Source organism: Bacillus cereus group sp. MYBK245-2, from assembly GCF_051916145.1.
In the GTDB taxonomy this organism is placed as follows: Bacteria; Bacillota; Bacilli; order Bacillales; family Bacillaceae_G; genus Bacillus_A; species Bacillus_A pacificus.
Genome location: NZ_JBQAGB010000005.1, coordinates 184,451 through 202,836 on the forward strand (window position 1 = coordinate 184,451; position 18,386 = coordinate 202,836).

The window sequence follows — 18,386 nt, forward strand, 5'->3', positions numbered from 1 at the left end:
ATTTCAAGACTTTAAATGAGAGAATACTTGAGTTTGGTGAATCTTATAAAGTAGGTATTTATTTTTCTTAAGTGGATACACATGAGATGTTACCTCTATAATCTTCTTTTTTTCGTTTCATAATGATTTATTATAAATAATACATGTCATAATCAAAAAAGAAGAGAAGTAGATTTGGATATCTTTTCTGTTATAAAATTTAAAAACCTCTACATATAAGTAGAGGTTTTTAAGTTGCACATTAATGAATTATACTTTTTCAGATAAACGAAGATCATAGAATACATAATTTTAACTAGATTTATTATTAGCTAGTTTATCCCCACCACCAAGCTCCGCCTCAATCTGCGAAGTCTTCGATGACTCAGCCATACGCCAATACGTAATAAAGCTTATCGCGATACATCCAGCTACGTAGAAATAGAATAGTGATTCCATTCCGATATTCTTTAGCCATAATGCGATGAACTCAGCAGTTCCTCCGAATATCGCAACGGTTAGTGCATATGGTAAACCTACGCCAAGTGCACGAATTTCAGTTGGGAAGAGTTCTGCTTTTACAATTGCGTTAATCGATGTGTAACCAGTAACGATAATGAGACCGACCATCATGAGTAAGAATGCTACGATTGGTTCTGTCGTTTTTTCCATAAAGAAGAAGATTGGTGCTGTTAGCAATGTTCCGAGAATACCGAATGCCATTAATAGTGGGCGGCGTCCAATTTTATCGGATAGTAGCCCTGCAATCGGTTGAAGTACGACGAAAATAAGTAGTGCGACAAAGTTAATCCAGCTTACAACTTCTTTCGGAAGACCGACTGTGTTTACCATGAACTTTTGTAAATATGTTGTGTACGTATAGAATGCGACAGTGCCTCCTAGTGTTAGGCCGACTACTGTTAATACAGCTTTCGGATGTTTCATAAGAGCGCTAATGGTTCCTGCGCTTTCGCGTTTTTGTGATTTTATGTTTGAGAACTGCTCTGATTCATCCATCGTACGGCGAAGCCATAATACAGCTACTGCGCCCATCGCTCCAATAATGAATGGAATACGCCATCCCCAAGCTTTCATATCTGGTTCGCTTAGTAATTGCTGAAGAACAATTTGAACGCCTAACGCAACCATCTGTCCGGCAACGAGTGTTACATATTGGAAGCTTGAATAAAAACCACGGCGTCCACTACTAGCCATTTCAGATAAATACGTTGCGGAAGTTCCGTACTCTCCGCCAAGTGATAATCCTTGCAGTAAACGAGCAAGAACTAAAATAATTGGTGCCATAATACCGATGCTTTCGTAACTAGGTGTACAAGCGATAATGAAAGAACCACCGGCCATAACTGTAATCGAAAGCGTTAATGCTGCCCGGCGTCCGTGCCGATCTGCATAACGTCCCATTAGTAAACTTCCGATAGGACGCATTAGAAATCCGACGGCGAAAATAGCTGCTGTGTTGAGTAACTGACTCGTTGGATCGCCTTTAGGAAAGAACTCTGCTGAAAAGTAAACAGCGAAAGCAGAGTAAACGTACCAGTCGTACCATTCAATTAAATTGCCGACTGAACCTTTGAAAATATTGCCGGCGACTCGATTAGATTTTACTTGAGCCATAATCATTCCTCCTCTTGCTTATAAATAAAATGATAATTATGAAAGCGTGTTCATTATAGTTGAATTGTACTGTCTGTAGAATAAAATCTCAATATTATGACAATTTTATTCTTTTTGTACTTTATGTACATGAAGAGTTTTTATAGTTGCTTCATTATTCGTTTTGTCATAATAATAGAAAAAGGAGATTGATAGTTTTGAATATTTTATCAAAGGATATGAAGTATGAAGAAATCACGCAAAGTGTCATTACAAACGAAAATAGTAAGCTTAATTATCGCGTTAATTTTATTTGTCGTTCTCCTATTAGCGGGAATATTTGTGTACATTCAGTCCGTTGATACGAAGCGCCAAGTGGAGCAGTTAGCACTGCAAACGGCGAAATCGCTCTCTTTTATGCCAGCTATAAAAGAAGCTTTTCAAAATAATGAGCATAAAAGTACGATTCAATCTATTGCGGAACAAGTTCGTGAGCAAGCTGGTGCAGATTATGTCATTATAGAAGATCGCTTTGGGGTTATGTATTCCCATTCTAATTCGGAGTTAATTGGTACAAAGAGTAACAATCCATATAACTATGAAGCACTTACTTTTGGTGGTTATTATACGCTCGAAGGAAATGGGGAAAGTGGTCCCGCTTTAATGGCAAAGGCACCTATTATTGTTCATAACGGAGACTACGATCAAGTCGTAGGTGTTGTGACAGTAGAGTTTTTAATAAAAGGTATTGAATCTAACATATTAAGCAGAACGAAAGAAATTATACTCTTTTCTTTAGCGGTATTAGTAGCCGGCATTGTTGGTGGCATTCTTTTAGCGCGTAGCATTCGTAAAGACACACTCGGTTTAGAGCCGAATGAAATCGCAGCGCTATACCGGGAACGAAGTGCAATATTACTATCTATAAAAGAAGGAATTATCGCCATTGATCAAAACGGTTTTATTACGATGATGAACACGTCGGCAGAAGAAATGTTACATGTAAATGATGATTATATGCAGCAGCACATTTCAAAAGTTTTACCAGAGTTTAATATGGAAAGAGTGCTAGAAAACGATCAAGAAATCGCGCTTCAAGATAAAGTGTTTATTTTAAATAGGACACCGATACTTGAAAATAACAGTACGGTAGGAGTTGTATGTAGTTTTAGAGATAAAACAGAACTGCAAAACCTTGTGAACACAATATCTGAGGTAAGAAAGTATTCTGAGGACTTACGCGCTCAAACACATGAATTTACAAATAAGCTTTTCGTTTTATCAGGATTACTTCAGTTAGGACATTACAAAGAGGCGATTGAATTTATCCAGCAAGAATCTAACATTCATCAAAGCCAAAACCATATTTTATTTCATCAAATTCATGATGCGAAAGTACAAGCCATTTTATTAGGGAAAATCGGAACAGCATCCGAGAAGAAAATTGATTTTCATATTGAAGGAGATAGTGCGCTTCATCCGCTACCAGACCATATAAAAGTTTCGCACCTTATTACGATTCTTGGAAACATAATCGACAATGCGTTTGATGCGGTGAGTGGGCAAGAGGAGAAGAATGTTTCCTTCTTTGTTACGGATATTGGACATGACATTGTGTTTGAAGTGATAGATAGCGGGATAGGGATACCAGAAGAAAAAATTACGACCATTTTTCAAAAAGGATTTTCAACGAAAGGAAATGATCGTGGTTACGGGCTAGCGAACGTAAAAGAAATGGTAGATGTACTAGAGGGAACAATTGAGATTCAAAATGAGAAAAATGGGGGAGCTATTTTTACAATTTACCTTCCGAAAACATTGAGAGAAAGTATATGACAAACAGGGGGATGGGCATATGTTGAAGGTTGCAATTGCAGAAGATGATTTCCGCGTCGCGCAAATCCAGGAAGAGTTTTTATTAAAAATAAAGGACGTAAAAGTGATCGGAAAAGCATTGAATGCGAAAGAAACGATGGAACTACTACAAAGGGAAGAAATCGATTTACTTCTATTAGATAATTACTTACCAGATGGAATCGGTACGGACTTATTGCCGAAAATCCATGCCGATTTTCCAAACGTTGACGTCATTATGGTAACAGCGGCAAATGAAAACTATATGCTGGAAAAAGCAATTCGAAACGGCGTAAGCAACTACCTTATAAAACCGGTCACGTTAGAAAAATTTGTTCGCACAATTGAAGACTATAAAAGAAAGAAGCAACTATTACATAGTAACAATGAAGTAAATCAAGCGCTCATCGATAACTTTTTCGGTACTTCACAAACACAAGACATAAAAAACTTACCGACAGGTGTGGATCCGTTAACACTGCAAAAAGTGAAAGGCATTATAAAAGGATTCGAAGAGGGCATTACAATAGAAGAAATGGGAGAACAAATGGGTGCTTCCAGAACAACCGCAAGAAGATACTTAGAATACTTAGTAGCGACAAACGAATGCACAGTAGAGTACACATACGGCATTATCGGACGACCAGAACGAAAATATCGCATAGGACGAGGGCTATGAAAAAGCGATTATTACTATGTATAGGGATCATGACAGGAGTAATAGCTGGTTGTTCCTCGGAAAAACTTCAAACGAATACAGTAAACATCGACAAAGTAGAAATCGTTGCGCCAAACGTTCCAGGAGCAGGGTGGGACTTAACAGCACGAGCGATGCAAAAAACACTGACAGAAGAAAAAATTTTCACAAAACCAATCACTGTCACAAACAAAGTAGGTGGCAGCGGTGACGTCGGGTGGAAATATACGAAACAAAAAGGCGGTCACGTACTGGCGATTAACTCAAGCTTACTCATAACGAACAACCTACTAGGCCACAGTAAACTAACATATAAAGACTTCACACCGCTCGCGCTACTTGCATCAGACTGGGAAGTCGTTGTCGTATCAAAAGACTCAAACATAGAAAACGCAAACGAACTAATGGAACAACTAAAACAAGACAAGAAAAACTTCAAAATCGGCGTTGCTCCAGGCCTAGGAAACGACGATCACCTATCCTTCGTACAAGTAAGCAAAGCATTCGGCATAAACCCAGCCGAACTACAATTCTTCGTCTACGAAAACAAAGAAAAAATCATAAACGCCCTAACGAACAAACAAATCAGCGCCGCAACCATGACCCTATCCGAAGCCGAAAAACAATACAAAGCCGGCAAAATAAAAATACTAGCCGTATCCGCACCAAAACGCCTAGACCGACTACCAGAAATCCCAACATGGAAAGAACAAGGAATCGACGTCATCTTCCAGCACTGGAAAGGAATTATGGGCCCGAAAGATATGACGGAGGAAGAGGTTGCTTATTGGGATGGTGTGATTAAAAGGATGGTGGAGAGTGAGAGTTGGAAGGGGATTTTGAGGGAAAGGGGTTGGGAGAGTTTTTATAAAGGTAGTGGGGAGAGTAGGGGGTTTTTGGAGGAGAGTAGTTTAGGGTATGGTGAGTTGATAGGAGGAATTGGCTTGAGATGATGAGAGATATTACTTCTACAATAAGTTATGTAAAAAATACCTTCTCACTGTATGTACTAATCATGTGAAGTGAGAAGGTGTTTTTTTATGGTTATAGAAATTATAGATTAAGATTAAATCATTCGTTAACGTTATTGGCAACAACAGAAGCAATATAAGAACTATTCAACCAATAACACTGCTTTGTAATTTGCTGTCCATCAGGTAAAGTGACCTTGTCAGCCCCATTACGAGCTTTTGGTCGAATATGTGCAACGCCGTTGAAATTCATTTTTGGTAGGTTATTTATTTCAACGGTTTTATCACCACGTGTTTTATATTCAAGTTTAATACCTTCATTTACCACTGTGTTTACTTCTTCCCAAAGTTCACGTATTTCTTTTTCTATTGTAGGAACAGGCATGTTCCAAAGTTTAATACCTTTGAAGTAGAGCTCGCGGTTTGGTTTTTTCATTTGGCTCTAGGAGAACTGTTTTAAATTCTATATTAGCTTTCGTAAATTCTTCAATTTTATTGAGTTGATTTCCTTTAATACCAAGTGAAAACCTTACTAATAATGGAACAAAGCTCTTAGTTGTAGGTTTGTAATCAATAGATAATTTTTGAGTAAAGGATTTTTTCTAAAGATTTTCCCGGTAATTCATTTTTTGTTGTGAAACTTACTAGTCCTTCGTTTAGGAGATATTTACGAACTGGTGCTGTCATATAAGGTGGCTTTAATGAAAAAGCTCTTTGCATTGCTTGAATTTCAGAACACGGTTGTGAGCGAAGTGAATTTTTATTGGAGCCCTTAGTGCAAGCACCTAAATAGTTTGTATCACCTTCAGATACTTCATGAGCTTTGCCGGTACGAATTTTATTTACGATGGTTTTCCAATCTCGCTTAATTATTTCTAAATCAGCTCCAGGGTAGGTAAACAGAAGGCTTTTTGTAATGTGAAAATCTTTACGGTCTACGCCAGGTGCCCATTCATAGAACATTAATAGGGGTTTCTCGTTTTTCTGCCAAAAGTTTGATGTCTCAAAGTGTGTATGAACTTCTTCCATATAGTTGATAATATTTAAGACTAGTCGTTCTTTGGCTGATAATGAACCATTTTTATTTTGTTTAAATGCAGTTACTTTGAGCTCAATACCCAGGTGCTTAAAGTCAGCTTCTGCGTTTGAATTGACTTCATACCCAAAAAAGCTTTCTTCAATTACTTGCCCAAGTCCACCTTTTGATTTAGCATTTGCAAGTCGGTTTGTTGAATCAATCTCACCAAATGTTTTTCCTTCAGCTTCTTGCGCTTTTTGCATTAATTCTTCTATTGTAGTGTAGTCCATAATAATCTCCTTTCTGTATTTGTTGTTGAGTTGTATGATTTTAATACAAATTAAAGTTATGCTATAATTAAAAGCTATTTCAATTTTATATAGGTAAAATTTATAAGAAGGAAAAGGTAGTTGTTACCACTGAAAAACAGTAATATTGGATCTTTTCAAGATAATTTATTTCGTTTATAATATTGATATGGTAGAGAAGTATGCTCTCTTAATTTTTATAAGCTAAAAAAGGATAGTTCTTAAACTTTTGTAGATAATCTTTTCCTCACTTTTAATTATAAAGAAGCATAAGTAAATAAAATACCGAAAGGATGTTCGTGTATTTATGGTGAAAGTAGTAGAACTTTTTGCGGGAGTAGGAGGTTTTAGATTAGGGCTAGAAGAAAATGAAAACTTTGAAGTTCTGTGGGGGAACCAGTGGGAACCTTCAACTAAAGCACAACATGCATTTAATTGTTATGCAACTCGCTTTAAAAATAAAGGAATACATGTAAATAGAGATATCGCTGAAGCTTGGCGGGAAGTACCTGAGCATGATTTATTAGTAGGGGGATTTCCTTGCCAAGATTATTCTGTTGCACGTACTTTATCAAATGAAAAAGGAATACAGGGGAAAAAAGGTGTTCTTTTTTGGGAGATAATGAACATAGTTAATTCTCACCAACCAAGGTTTGTCTTGTTAGAGAATGTAGATAGGTTATTGAAGTCACCAGCAAAACAAAGAGGTCGTGATTTTTCTATTATGCTGGCGAGTTTTAAGGATGCAGGTTACGCGGTAGAATGGAGAGTTATTAACGCTGCTGATTATGGATATTCGCAAAGAAGACGCAGAGTATTTATTTTTGCATACTTAAAAGAATCTCATTTTGCATCTGTTCAAAATGAAATGAAGTCATTAGAAATATTATGTCAAAATGGATTCTTCGCTCCGATTTTTAATGTGCATGAAGCACCTGAAGTAAACAAAAAAAGAGGGCAATTTAACTTACCAGTCGATATTATTGAGGTTTCTGATACATTTAAAGCTGAATACTATAATTCTGGCGTGATGATAGATGGACAAGTGTATACTGAAGAAGTTGTCCCAGTAACGGAAAACCCAAAGACTTTAGGGGAAGTTGTTCAAAAAGTATATGAAAAATTCGGCCCTGCAGATGAATCATATTATTTAAAAATGGATAAAGTTAATAAAAAGGGCAGAACGGAATTTGAAGAATTTAAGTATCTTAAGGGTCCTAAAAAAGAAGAAAGAGTATCAAAGGCAACGGGGCATAAATATTACTACTCTGAGGGAGGAATGGCTTTTCCTGATGATTTAGATAAGCCTGGACGTACAATGTTAACAAGTGAAGGAACCTGTAATAGAAGTTCGCATGTAATTGAAGATCCTTATACAAAAAGATTAAGATATTTAACGCCAGCTGAATGTGAGCTCTTAAATGGTTTCCCAATGGATTGGACGAATACTGGTATGCCTCAAAGAAATAGATACTTTTGTATGGGAAATGCTTTAGTGGTTGATTTGGTGAAGCGAATGGGTCAACGGATTTTAGAGATTAGCAAAGAAGAAGAGAAGATGGATAGTACTGTTCAGTACAGTCTATTTTAAGAAGTAAACATAGTGCATATTTATTAGATATTTAAAAATAATAAAGCGTTAAGATAACCTGAGTTCTATAGTTATAGGCTTAGGTTATCTTAACGCTTTTTTACGGATGGGGGAATTGAAACATAAAAATAAGCTAATTAAATTCAAAAGAGAATTTTGTTAGATGTAAAATTTAATTATTAAAGGATGATTTACATTTAATGGAATTCCGTAACTGCAGAACTCAAGACAAGGAGAGATTTTATGGCGATTAACAATGAAAATAGTGCTATTCCATCAAACTTTGTTCAAGGCTCTTCTGATATGTAAAAGATAAGGGCCGTGTTTTTATAAGCGTTAGTGATTTAGGAAGTATATCATACAAAAATGTGTAACAATAATTTGCATTTTTATTATTTAATAGAATGTAAATTAAGAAATAAAGGTTGTTTAAATATAGAAATCTCTTATATTTGGATAGTCTTTTTAAAAATTTAGTGTATTATATAATTTGGATTGAAAATTTTGGGAGTTATTTTATTTAATAGATAAATTATTTGTTTAGAAAGAGCTATTGGAGGTTGGAATAAATTTGGAAGGTTATACTAAGGACTTGTTTGGGATATTATCGACTGCCAAACTTGAAATCGATGAACTGAGAAGTTTTTTAGAGTTGGATGAAAGTAATAGCATTATTGCCTTTAGAGGTGAGCCTCAGGACTATGGAGATACGAAACTATTACCCTCAATGAATAGAATAAATATGAGTATTAATGATGAGAAAAACTTTTTTGATTCATTACGAGATTACGGCATAATAAGTGATAATAGTGCTAGTTATGTAGAAAAGGCAATAGAAGCGCAACATTATCTACAAACAAGCAGATTACTAGATATAAGTTTTAATGTACTTATTTCTATTTATTTTGCAACATTGCAAGATAATGATTTGGATGCTCAACTATATGTTTTTTGTTTTCCTAAATGTTTTTCACCTAGTTCCCAATATATAAACCAGTATTATACAAATATGATGGAAAATAATAAGAAAAATTTAATACTACGTAATAATTTTAAAGTTATTACGCACGGATACTATAATGAGCGTATGAAATTGCAAAGTGGAGGATTTGTTCTTTTTCCAAGTGAAAACATGGCACCAATACCTAAATGTTTCTATCGTACTATAACAATTCCGTCCGGGTATAAAGAGTCAATTCGTAAAGATCTTGTAACTTATTTTTCTATATATGAATCTTCTGTTTTTCCAGAGAAAGAAAAACGTAAAGAGATTGTGTTGGAAGCTATGAAAAGGGGGCGAGTAGAAAAAAATCAAAATTATATTGATTTAGAATTAGAGTCATATTTTGAATACTTAACGTATGATATAAAATGGGATATAAGAGAGGTTAGCGAATTTAAAAATGCTAAAGGTATAGAGCTAGAAGATAAGAAAAATAGAATTTATAGAAAGCTAAGGAAGGCTAATCATGATTTGAAAAAGAGTATAGAGGAATTATCTGTAGATAAAGAATTTTATATAGAGAAAGCGCAATTTAATTTTGAAGGCTTAAAATTAATGTGTGAAGAAGAATTAAGGAGAATTTAAATATGATTTTAACTGATAATGATAAGAACTTGCTGCTGAGAAGGTTGAATATTCCTGAAAAGAGCGCAAGTTTTTTGCAAGATAGAAAGATATTAGAGATTAATGATGATAATGGAGATACATTAGAGTACTATATAGGAGATTTTCGTAAAAATAATAGTGATATAACAGAATATATAGGTAAAATAGAAAATGAGAACATAGAAATGCAGTCATTACTAATATTTGAGAATTGGGAACAAGAGCAGGATTTTATTGATAGGAAAAAAAATGAAGAAAAGATTGCTAAGAAGAGAAGAGAAATTGAGAATCTCGTTAAAAAATCTCGAATAGTATATTTTATTAAAGAGGATGAAGTTAGAATAAATTTAGAAAAAGATGAAGGTATTAATTATTTAGAATACATAGACAAAAGTAAGAAAGGGTTTATTTTTAATGTTTCACTATTAGAATTAGGTAAACTATATAATACAACTGGGAAGTATTTATTTAAAGATAATGTAAGGCAGGGAAGGCATGATAACAAATCATTTCCTTTGGAAAGTGTGTTTAAGGAGACATTTGAAATAGGTTTATATCATTTATATAAGAAAAAAAATAGCAGATATATTAATAAAATAAGGGAATATTTTGATGAAAAGCTACTTGAGAGTTATGAAGAAAAATCTGAAATTCTAGAGGATTTTTGGTTCCATCATAATGGCATAACAATATTTTCTGAGAAAGAATACAATGTTCAATATGATTATATATCTTTTGTAGCTGAAAAAGTAAGTGTAATTAATGGAGCTCAAACTTTGACACATTGTTTTTCATTGATTAGACAGATTAAACAAGAATGGCTTGATATTTTAAAAGAAAAAGTGGAAGTAGATGAAGATATAGATGAAAATAAAAAGGGAGAGATAGTTGCAGAAATAAAAACAGAATTAGGGGATATGTTAGAATTTTTGAAAGAAAAAGTGAAATTGAAAGTCATTTTTCTTTTTTCTGAAGATAGTGGCTTGAAAAAATCAATAACTCGGGGCTTAAACACGCAAATTCCAATTTTGGAGGAAGATATTTTAGGAGCTTCTGATTCCTCGGAAGAAATTAATAAAAGATTGAAAAATAAAGGGATTAAGATATGTAGATCCGGAGAATACCTTGATAATGAAAGAACCTTCAGTGTATTAGAATTTGCGAAGGCGTATTTAATATTTGAAGAGAAGCCTGGAACAGCTAGAAATTTAAAGAAAGATAAATTAAGTGGTATATTGAATGATGTATCAAAAGCATTTGGTAATGAGTCAAAAGTAAATAGCTTTAGTAAAGCTATTCAATTATTCTCTAAAATAGATGAATGGTGGAGGAAAAGAGAGGATCCTTTCGAGGATGGGAAAGATTCGAGTGTGTATGATGGACTTAAAAGAAATGGTAAAAGTTATTTTAAATCGTATTGTTGGAGAAGTTATAAAGAATTAGTGGATATTGAATTAGATGTTGCGGATGCATTGCAAGTAAAATATGAACAATTCATTAATGAATTTATAGTGTTAAAAGAACAAGAAGATCCTATTAATTCAAATGACCTTAAGAAAGATGAGTTATATCAAAAGTATATTAGAGAAATGGAGAATCAACAAAAAAATATACAGTCGGATAATTCTATCAATGAGGAAAATATGTTATCTGAATACTTGAATGATAAAGGTCATAACTCAAAGAGTAAAATTACTAAAAGTATATTTGCTAAGAATTATTTTAAAAAGCAAGGAATTAAGGGGGGAATTAGAACGGTTACAATCGTAAACGGAAAAGTTAAGGAAAGCTTTCCGTTTAATGGAGAAACATTTAGTTCACTACATGAACATGAAAACTATCCAGAAATATATAATGATTTAACGTTATCTAGTAGTTTGACCTTTGAAAACTCAATTTTTAAAAAAGAAGTTGAGCAACCGTTTATATTGGTTGTTTTTTATGAAGAGGATAATTCAGTGGTAAGTAAAATTACGGTTATTAAAAACTTTAATTTTAGCGCTTATTTAGAAAAGGCAAAAAAAGCCTTTGAAGAAACAATAGAAGCTTTTAGGATAGGTGATTCTCAAAAATTCCCTAAGTCTTCACAAAAAGATGGGGCATTTCACATTAGACCTAAAGCCAGAAATAGTAAAGATACGTTTGAATTTACTAATGGCGAACAAGAAGTGAGAAGGACTTTCTGGGCTAATAAGGATACTGTATTAGGTATAATAAATTCACTACAAAATTAAATTTTTGTAGAATAATATAGTTGGTAAGTTAAAATACAACTATCCAAAATTTCAACACTCTTCATAAACGAAGAAGAAAACTATATAAAAGAAGTGATGAAGCGGTTTAACAACTAGTTAAACTGCTTCATTGTAATAAGAAAAACTTAACCAAGGGAACCTACAACAAACTAATCCGAGACTAAAGTCCACAAGTAATAAAAAACACCCACAATAAAAATTCTACCTGAAGATAAATACATAAAAGAAATCTGAAAAAAATAGAAGAGGAACTAAATGAATACCTAAAAGTAACAACCAAAAACACAAACTCGAAGAACTATCCGACCTACTAGCACTAATAAACGCCCTAGTCGAGCACGAAGGTATAACAGTAGAAGAAATTAATGTGAACATAAAGTAATTCCAAAATATAAGTAATTGATTAAATAATTTTTCAAGTGACTGAATACGTTATAAACTAAACAATAGCGAAAATATTGAAGTAACTGAAAGCAGGGGTTACTTCTTTATGGGAAATGCTATTGTTACAGGCATAATTAAATGAACTGGTGATAAACCATAAAATATTATTATATTATAAAAAATAAAATGTTTATAAAAGGAAGATTGAGTATTTCCCTAAGCATCCTTGATGGTGAAATGTTTTTATTACTAATACTTTATTATTTAAATGAAGATAGCTGACTATTTTATAGTTGTTATATTCATTTTTATTTTTTACTTATTGCTGGAAATACTGGGTGTTTCATCTTCTAATTTAAAGAGTAAATTAATAAAAGTGGTTGTTGATGTTATAATTAATAAGGATTGTTCATTAATAACTTAGGGAGAATATTATTATGAGTCAAAGTAATGAGCTAATTCTTTTTGCTCAAAAAGAATTAGATGAAAAACTGTCTATCTATAAAGGAAAGAAAGTTTCTGAACTTAAAGAGGAATTGGGATTATTTGAAAAGGATAGTAAAGCCTCTTTTGTAAATTTAGCTAGGAAGATGTTGAAAATAAGCAACAATAAATTGGATTTATGTGATAAAAAAGTACAAGCGGTTTTAAAAACGGTGCGTTTAACCGGAATGGAAACTCCTGCTGAAGCTATGTCTTTCATGCCAATTAATTTTGATGAATGGATTGCAGCGGATTCCTGGAAGAGTAGTTCTTTGTATAAATATTTTAAAAGCAAGACATTAATTCTCTTCATATTCCAACAATACCCTACTGGTAAGCGTGTAGATGATAGTGAAATGACTTTCTTGGATGCAAAGGTTTGGAAGATGTCAGAATACGATATGAATCATGGTCTGAAAGAAGTGTGGGATCAAGTTCGCTACTTAATCAATGAAAGAAAACTTGAGATTACACCTGTAGAACAAAAGAGTGGAAAGATTATCAATAAAAACAATCTACCATCTAGTAAATTTAATTCACTCGGTCACTTAAGACCAGGTGGGAAAAATGGCGATGACAAAGTGGAGTTACCTACAGGGCAAAGTATAGTAAAACAGCGCTTTTGGTTCAATGTAGAATATATAAAAGAAATTATAGATTTATAGGACGGGTGAAGATTTATGGGAAATATTAATCTGTTTGATTTATATAATGAAGGATTTGTTAAGGATGGGGGACATGATATTAATGTTCCTATCAAAAAGGCGAGTGGAGAAAAGTATAGTGGCAAAACCTACGCCATCCCTTTAAAGTATCTCTATTATAATGAGCAAAATGGTCGAATTGGTGTTGCACTGTCGAATTATGAAAGTGCTAACGGGAAATTGTCCCCAGGGCATAACGAAGAATACAATATGATTGTTCAAAATATGTTAACAAACGATGACGATAAGACCAAAAAAGATATGGAAGTCTTAAAAAGAGATATTGCAATGAAAGGCCAAGATCAGCCTGGCTATGTTTTAAGCGATGGGCGTGTCATTGATGGCAATCGCCGCTTTACAGCAAGACGATTACTTGATCAGGATCCTGCAATAATAGAACAGCAATATTTCGAAGCAGTTATTTTAGATGATCTATCTGTAGAAAACATTGATGACCGAAAGCGGATTAAGTCGCTGGAATTACAGATTCAATTTGGAAGATTGGATAAAGTAGATTACGATCCGATTGATAGAGCAATCGATGCCTATAAAACTGTTTCAGTGAATACTATTATGACTGCAACGGAATATTCTAAATTTGCTGGACTAAAACCTAATGAGGTAAGCAATTTACTGCTTGAAGCAGAGCTAATTGTGAAATTCTTAGAATTCTCGAATACCAATCCAGATAATTATGCGTTGGCCAAACAATTAGAGTTAGATGGGCCACTTCGAGATATGCTTCCTCAGTATAAAAAATTCAAGAATACAGCAAACGCAGATCAGTTATTGAACAGCTTGTTTGCAAAAATTATTCAGGTGCGTTCTGTAAAAGAGGATTACAAACAAGAATTCAGACAAATAGTCAAAACGGTTGTTGGTACTAAAAATGAAGAAAAATTCATTGAAGAAATGGAAGAGTCAACTGATACAATTGTAGAGGCTTTAGATAATAAAGAGCCAATCAAGAACAATGTCGAACTGTTTTCTCGTTTGCATAATAATCAAGAAGTAGTTCAAGCAATCGCAGAAGTTCAAAAGATTTCAAACAAGCACTCTGAAAAGTCCAAAAATCGTCAAGAACAAAACATGCCAGCAAAACTTGCAGATAAGGCAATCACTACAATTGAATCAATTGATAAAAGAATTGTCCAAGAATTGCCTAAAGCTGAAAGGCAGAAGTTAAATGAAAGTTTGGGAGAGCTAAGGAAACAAATTGATGTGCTTCTTTCTATGGAGGGGTAAATTTGTTAAAGAATCTGCAAGGTCATCTTAAATCTAGTTATAACTCGATGATTCATAGTGTTTCAGATGAATTTTATAATCCAATATTGGGTGAATCTATTAGCTATAAACGAGTGAGTGGCTATTTTTCTTGTAAAGCACTTTCTATATACGCTGAAGGATTAGATAGGATTGCTGAAAATGATGGCTATGTTCAATTCATCATTTCTCAACATATTTCAGAAAAGGATTTTGAAGAAATTAAGGTAGGATATCATGAACGCTCAAAAGGGGAAACGTTAACCCAGATTGATAAGCAACGTCTAGGAAATTTAGCCTACTTGATATCACAGGGAAAAGCAGATGTGAAGTTTGGTCTAGTGAAAAATGGTTTGTTCCACACAAAATGGGGATTATTTGAAGATAAGCAGGGGGATATCATTTATTTTAATGGTTCACTCAATGAAACAGCAAATGCTATAGAGAACAATTTTGATTCCTTTGATGTGGATTTTTCTTGGGACGTAAGTATCAATGTTCGTTCTCGTATAAATCAGAAAGCAGAAGAGTTTTCTCTTTTATGGAACGATAATTATCCAGGTGTTCAAGTGATTGATGCCACAGAAATTATCTATCCTCTTCTACAAGAGTTTGATATAGGAAAGATTCAAAGAATACCAAACCCTGATAATAATTCCATTATTTTTGATATGAACGATATACACTTCTTTTTCGTCGATAAAAGCGAAGATGAAGTAAGTACAAAAAAGACCTTTAGGAATAAATTCAGCTTTTATGTAGATGAAGACAAGGGGTATCCCTTTTTCAGGGGAGATTTAACTTATCGAGATATTGAAAGGATAATCGAACTTGCCAATAAGCAAGCAGATAAACATCAGTTCAACTTTATCGTTTCTTCACGTGTAGATAGCTATATTAATGGTCAGAAGTATTCCATAGAAGAATATCGAAAATCAGGCTTGACCTTGAAGAATCAAGATAGCAGGTGGGATGAAGAGTTTGAGGAGTTTAAGGAAGTCGTGGAGGCAGAAGTTTCCAGACCTCTAAAAGCATTACAGCTTCGCTCAGCTATGTATATGCTCACACAAAAAAGAGCGGCAAATTTTTCCGTTCCAGGAGCAGGGAAAACGGCTATGTTATTAGGTGTTTTCGCCTATCTAAATAGCAAGCGAAAAGAGGAACCAATTAAGCGATTATTAGTTGTTAGTCCAATTAACGCCTTTATGTCTTGGAAGGAAGAGTTTCAAGCTGTCTTTCAAAGTAAAAAAAATTTAAGAGCGCTTAGTGTCCATGATGAATCTATTGGTGGGAATAAATATGCGCTAGAAGCTCAGTGGTCTTCTGCAAATTTGATTTTGATTAACTATGAATCACTACCAAAGTTTAAAGATTCAATCATAAAATGCTTAGCCAATGATTCGGATACTATGCTCGTTTATGATGAGGTCCATCGTGTAAAAGGGGTGCAGGCTAAACGGGCCCTTGCTGCTTTAGAAATAGCAGACAAGGTCGATTATCGCTACGTCTTAACAGGAACCCCTATTCCTAATGGCTATTTAGATATATATAACTTCTTAAATATCTTATTTAAAAAGGAATATAGTGCATATTTTGGATTTGAGCAGAATATGCTGAAAAATCCCGATAGTTGGGAAATTGATGAGATTAATGAAAAATTGGCTCCTTATTTTTGGAGAACTAGCAAGGAAGATTTAGGTGTTCCACCAGCCGATAAAGACAATATTATAAAAATACCTCCATCTAAAGAACAGCTTCGTCTAGCGGAAATACTATACACAAAAACGCAAAATCCACTAGCGACCTGGATAAGAATGATTCAATTATCAACCAACCCTGAAATTGTCAATCAGGCGATAAATTACAGTGATCTAGGTTTTAGTGAAGATGCCAGTATAGATAATGATTCCTATGATCAGGTCAGTGCGAAGGCAAGAAAAGAGCTAGAAGAAAGCATTCATCAAGCGGTCATTGGTGAAGTAAGTGATTGGGATTTAGCAAATGTGGATTCCCCTAAATTCAATGCAGGTATTGAACTTGTGATGGATATAGTGAAGAAACATAGGAAAGTCGTAGTATGGGGGCTGTTCGTAAATACATTGAAGAAAATCACTCGTGTATTAAATGAAAGAGGCATTAATACAAAAGTAATTTATGGCGGCACGCCTCGTGCTGAACGCGACGATATCATCCACAAATTTAAAGAGAACACAGATGAAATACAAGTGCTAGTATCCAATCCGAACACGCTTGGAGAATCTGTGTCTCTACATAATATTGTCCATGATGCAATCTACTTTGAATATAACTATAACTTGACCTTTATGCTACAATCACGTGATCGTATTCATCGACTTGGATTGCCTGAAAATCAAAGTACACGATATTACTATTTGATGACGGTGAGCGATGGGGAAATTTATAATTTTATTGATCAAAAGATTTATGAAAAGCTGGCTGAAAAAGAAGAACGGATGAGGGAAGCAATTGATGGAGGCTATCTTGTTCCTGAGTTTGTTGATGATGAGATTGAGGAAATGAAGCGAATTATTGAGTCGGAGCGCCGGTTTTAAATCGCCATAATGGCTATAAGACTATTGTATTGTTTAACTACAGGTACCTATTAAAAAATTAATATTAGATAACGCTAGAGTAATGAGTATAAATTAATGGGGATTTGGTTCGGAGCTATCATTGAGAATTAGAATAAATAATAAGAATCATTAAGGGCCCAGGGAAGTATTTCTTTGGCCCTTTTTTTATGAAATAATACTTTGAAAAAACTTATTTTATATACATTTAAGATTAGTAGTGTTTTGGGGTATTTAGTTCCAAAATATACACTAGAAGTAGATTATGGAGTTGTTTTTTATTTACTTCACTTTTTTCGGCAGCCTACAGCATGTATTAAAGAACGATATCAATATTGAAGAATTGAAAAGCTAGTTAATAAATTTTCGATTAAAAAACAAACATATATAAATTTCTTCCTTGCGCCTCCCCCAACGTCACCCCCTAACCTAAAGAAGACAAATCAAAAAGGGGGGACCAAACCACTCATGAAAACCACCACAAAAGAAAAAAGAAACATCATTATCATGCTATTACTCTCAGCCGCAATAGGGATCTTTTCACCACTACTCATGTACATTACACTGGCACGTAAAAATGAGGTGTACAAATACCATTGCCGAAAGGCGTTCAATTTTCATTTGTTAATTTTTCTTCTATTTAATATTAGTTCGCGTATTAGTGATGTTTTGTTTTGGATTGTATTTATGTTTGAGGTAATTCAAGTGATCATTGTTGCGTGGAAAGTAACACGCGACGAACCATATCGTTATTTCACTCGAATTCCGTTATTTAAAGAAGATAAGTACACGGTGGAAGGAGAATAGGTGATGAAACAAGAAGTGGAAATAAGGAGAAAGCGACTTTTAGTTATGATTGCAGTGTTGTTTATTGCGATTTATATCGTTTTACGAAAAAGAAAGTATGAGTACTTTTATGATGGTATTAGTGAGTATGAACATCGTTATAGAGGGAATGTTCCTTTTGTATTACTTGTTGTAGGTTTGTTTCAATATTGTAGGCAGAATGAGATGAGTTTTTCTCATATGCTTCAGTATGTGAAAGAGAAGTTAGCGGAGTAGGTG

General features: G+C 34.0%; 12 protein-coding genes and 2 pseudogenes. 12 read left to right on the forward strand and 2 right to left on the reverse strand.

Features of this window, described 5'->3' with window-relative positions; genetic code table 11:
- Positions 1-291 precede the first annotated feature (291 nt).
- Positions 292-1,614 (reverse strand): MFS transporter, encoded by a 1,323-nt coding sequence (locus ACTFRN_RS11480; protein WP_088106497.1) that lies wholly within the window; start codon positions 1,612-1,614, stop codon positions 292-294.
- 225 nt (positions 1,615-1,839) lie between these two features.
- On the opposite strand from ACTFRN_RS11480, the gene ACTFRN_RS11485 reads away from it, so the two are divergent.
- Genes ACTFRN_RS11485 through ACTFRN_RS11495 form a run of 3 tightly spaced genes read left to right on the forward strand, consistent with a single transcriptional unit; the run spans position 1,840 to position 5,097 of the window.
- Positions 1,840-3,429 carry an ATP-binding protein gene (locus tag ACTFRN_RS11485; RefSeq protein ID WP_074567684.1) on the forward strand — a complete coding sequence of 530 codons (1,590 nt, stop codon included), beginning with the start codon at positions 1,840-1,842 and terminating at the stop codon, positions 3,427-3,429.
- A gap of 19 nt (positions 3,430-3,448) precedes the next feature.
- Positions 3,449-4,126 (forward strand): response regulator, encoded by a 678-nt coding sequence (locus tag ACTFRN_RS11490; protein ID WP_074567683.1) that lies wholly within the window; start codon positions 3,449-3,451, stop codon positions 4,124-4,126.
- Complete coding sequence (locus ACTFRN_RS11495) at positions 4,123-5,097, forward strand: tripartite tricarboxylate transporter substrate binding protein (RefSeq protein ID WP_088106496.1); 975 nt, start codon at positions 4,123-4,125, stop codon at positions 5,095-5,097. The genes ACTFRN_RS11490 and ACTFRN_RS11495 overlap by 4 nt, the downstream gene beginning before the upstream one ends.
- Positions 5,098-5,215: 118 nt before the next feature.
- Here ACTFRN_RS11495 and ACTFRN_RS11500 read toward each other — a convergent pair.
- A pseudogene (locus ACTFRN_RS11500) lies at positions 5,216-6,423 on the reverse strand (Sau3AI family type II restriction endonuclease).
- A gap of 325 nt (positions 6,424-6,748) precedes the next feature.
- On the opposite strand from ACTFRN_RS11500, the gene dcm reads away from it, so the two are divergent.
- From dcm to ACTFRN_RS11545, 9 genes and pseudogenes are all read left to right on the forward strand, one after another.
- Entirely contained in the window at positions 6,749-8,032 is a 1,284-nt protein-coding gene (gene dcm / locus ACTFRN_RS11505) for a DNA (cytosine-5-)-methyltransferase (protein ID WP_088106495.1), read from the forward strand.
- A gap of 571 nt (positions 8,033-8,603) precedes the next feature.
- Complete coding sequence (locus ACTFRN_RS11510) at positions 8,604-9,620, forward strand: FRG domain-containing protein (RefSeq protein ID WP_176359598.1); 1,017 nt, start codon at positions 8,604-8,606, stop codon at positions 9,618-9,620.
- A 2-nt stretch (positions 9,621-9,622) separates the two neighbouring features.
- Positions 9,623-11,875 (forward strand): DNA mismatch repair protein MutH, encoded by a 2,253-nt coding sequence (locus ACTFRN_RS11515; protein ID WP_220388396.1) that lies wholly within the window; start codon positions 9,623-9,625, stop codon positions 11,873-11,875.
- 201 nt (positions 11,876-12,076) lie between these two features.
- Positions 12,077-12,263, forward strand: a pseudogene (locus ACTFRN_RS11520) (nucleoside triphosphate pyrophosphohydrolase); the annotation flags it as partial.
- Positions 12,264-12,717: 454 nt separating this feature from the next.
- Complete coding sequence (locus ACTFRN_RS11525) at positions 12,718-13,428, forward strand: DNA mismatch repair protein MutH (protein WP_088106493.1); 711 nt, start codon at positions 12,718-12,720, stop codon at positions 13,426-13,428.
- 15 nt (positions 13,429-13,443) lie between these two features.
- A complete protein-coding gene (locus tag ACTFRN_RS11530) occupies positions 13,444-14,712 on the forward strand; it encodes an RNA polymerase subunit sigma-70 (protein WP_088106492.1) in 1,269 nt (422 codons plus the stop codon).
- Between the two features lie 2 nt (positions 14,713-14,714).
- Positions 14,715-17,303, forward strand: a complete 2,589-nt coding sequence (locus ACTFRN_RS11535) for an SNF2-related protein (protein ID WP_088106491.1) — start codon at positions 14,715-14,717, stop codon at positions 17,301-17,303.
- A gap of 486 nt (positions 17,304-17,789) precedes the next feature.
- A complete protein-coding gene (locus ACTFRN_RS11540; RefSeq protein ID WP_074615213.1) occupies positions 17,790-18,128 on the forward strand; it encodes a DUF4870 domain-containing protein in 339 nt (112 codons plus the stop codon).
- A gap of 3 nt (positions 18,129-18,131) precedes the next feature.
- Positions 18,132-18,383, forward strand: coding sequence for a hypothetical protein (locus tag ACTFRN_RS11545; protein WP_080495750.1), 252 nt, complete (start codon positions 18,132-18,134; stop codon positions 18,381-18,383).
- Positions 18,384-18,386 lie beyond the last annotated feature (3 nt).

Coding starts and splice junctions, on each gene's coding strand:
- ACTFRN_RS11545 (WP_080495750.1), top strand. CDS start 18,132: ATGAAACAAGAAGTGGAAATAAGGAGAAAGCGACTTTTAGTTATGATT.
- ACTFRN_RS11515 (WP_220388396.1), top strand. CDS start 9,623: ATGATTTTAACTGATAATGATAAGAACTTGCTGCTGAGAAGGTTGAAT.
- ACTFRN_RS11480 (WP_088106497.1), bottom strand. CDS start 1,614: ATGGCTCAAGTAAAATCTAATCGAGTCGCCGGCAATATTTTCAAAGGT.
- ACTFRN_RS11525 (WP_088106493.1), top strand. CDS start 12,718: ATGAGTCAAAGTAATGAGCTAATTCTTTTTGCTCAAAAAGAATTAGAT.
- ACTFRN_RS11495 (WP_088106496.1), top strand. CDS start 4,123: ATGAAAAAGCGATTATTACTATGTATAGGGATCATGACAGGAGTAATA.
- ACTFRN_RS11540 (WP_074615213.1), top strand. CDS start 17,790: ATGAAAACCACCACAAAAGAAAAAAGAAACATCATTATCATGCTATTA.
- ACTFRN_RS11485 (WP_074567684.1), top strand. CDS start 1,840: ATGAAGAAATCACGCAAAGTGTCATTACAAACGAAAATAGTAAGCTTA.
- ACTFRN_RS11530 (WP_088106492.1), top strand. CDS start 13,444: ATGGGAAATATTAATCTGTTTGATTTATATAATGAAGGATTTGTTAAG.
- dcm (WP_088106495.1), top strand. CDS start 6,749: ATGGTGAAAGTAGTAGAACTTTTTGCGGGAGTAGGAGGTTTTAGATTA.
- ACTFRN_RS11490 (WP_074567683.1), top strand. CDS start 3,449: ATGTTGAAGGTTGCAATTGCAGAAGATGATTTCCGCGTCGCGCAAATC.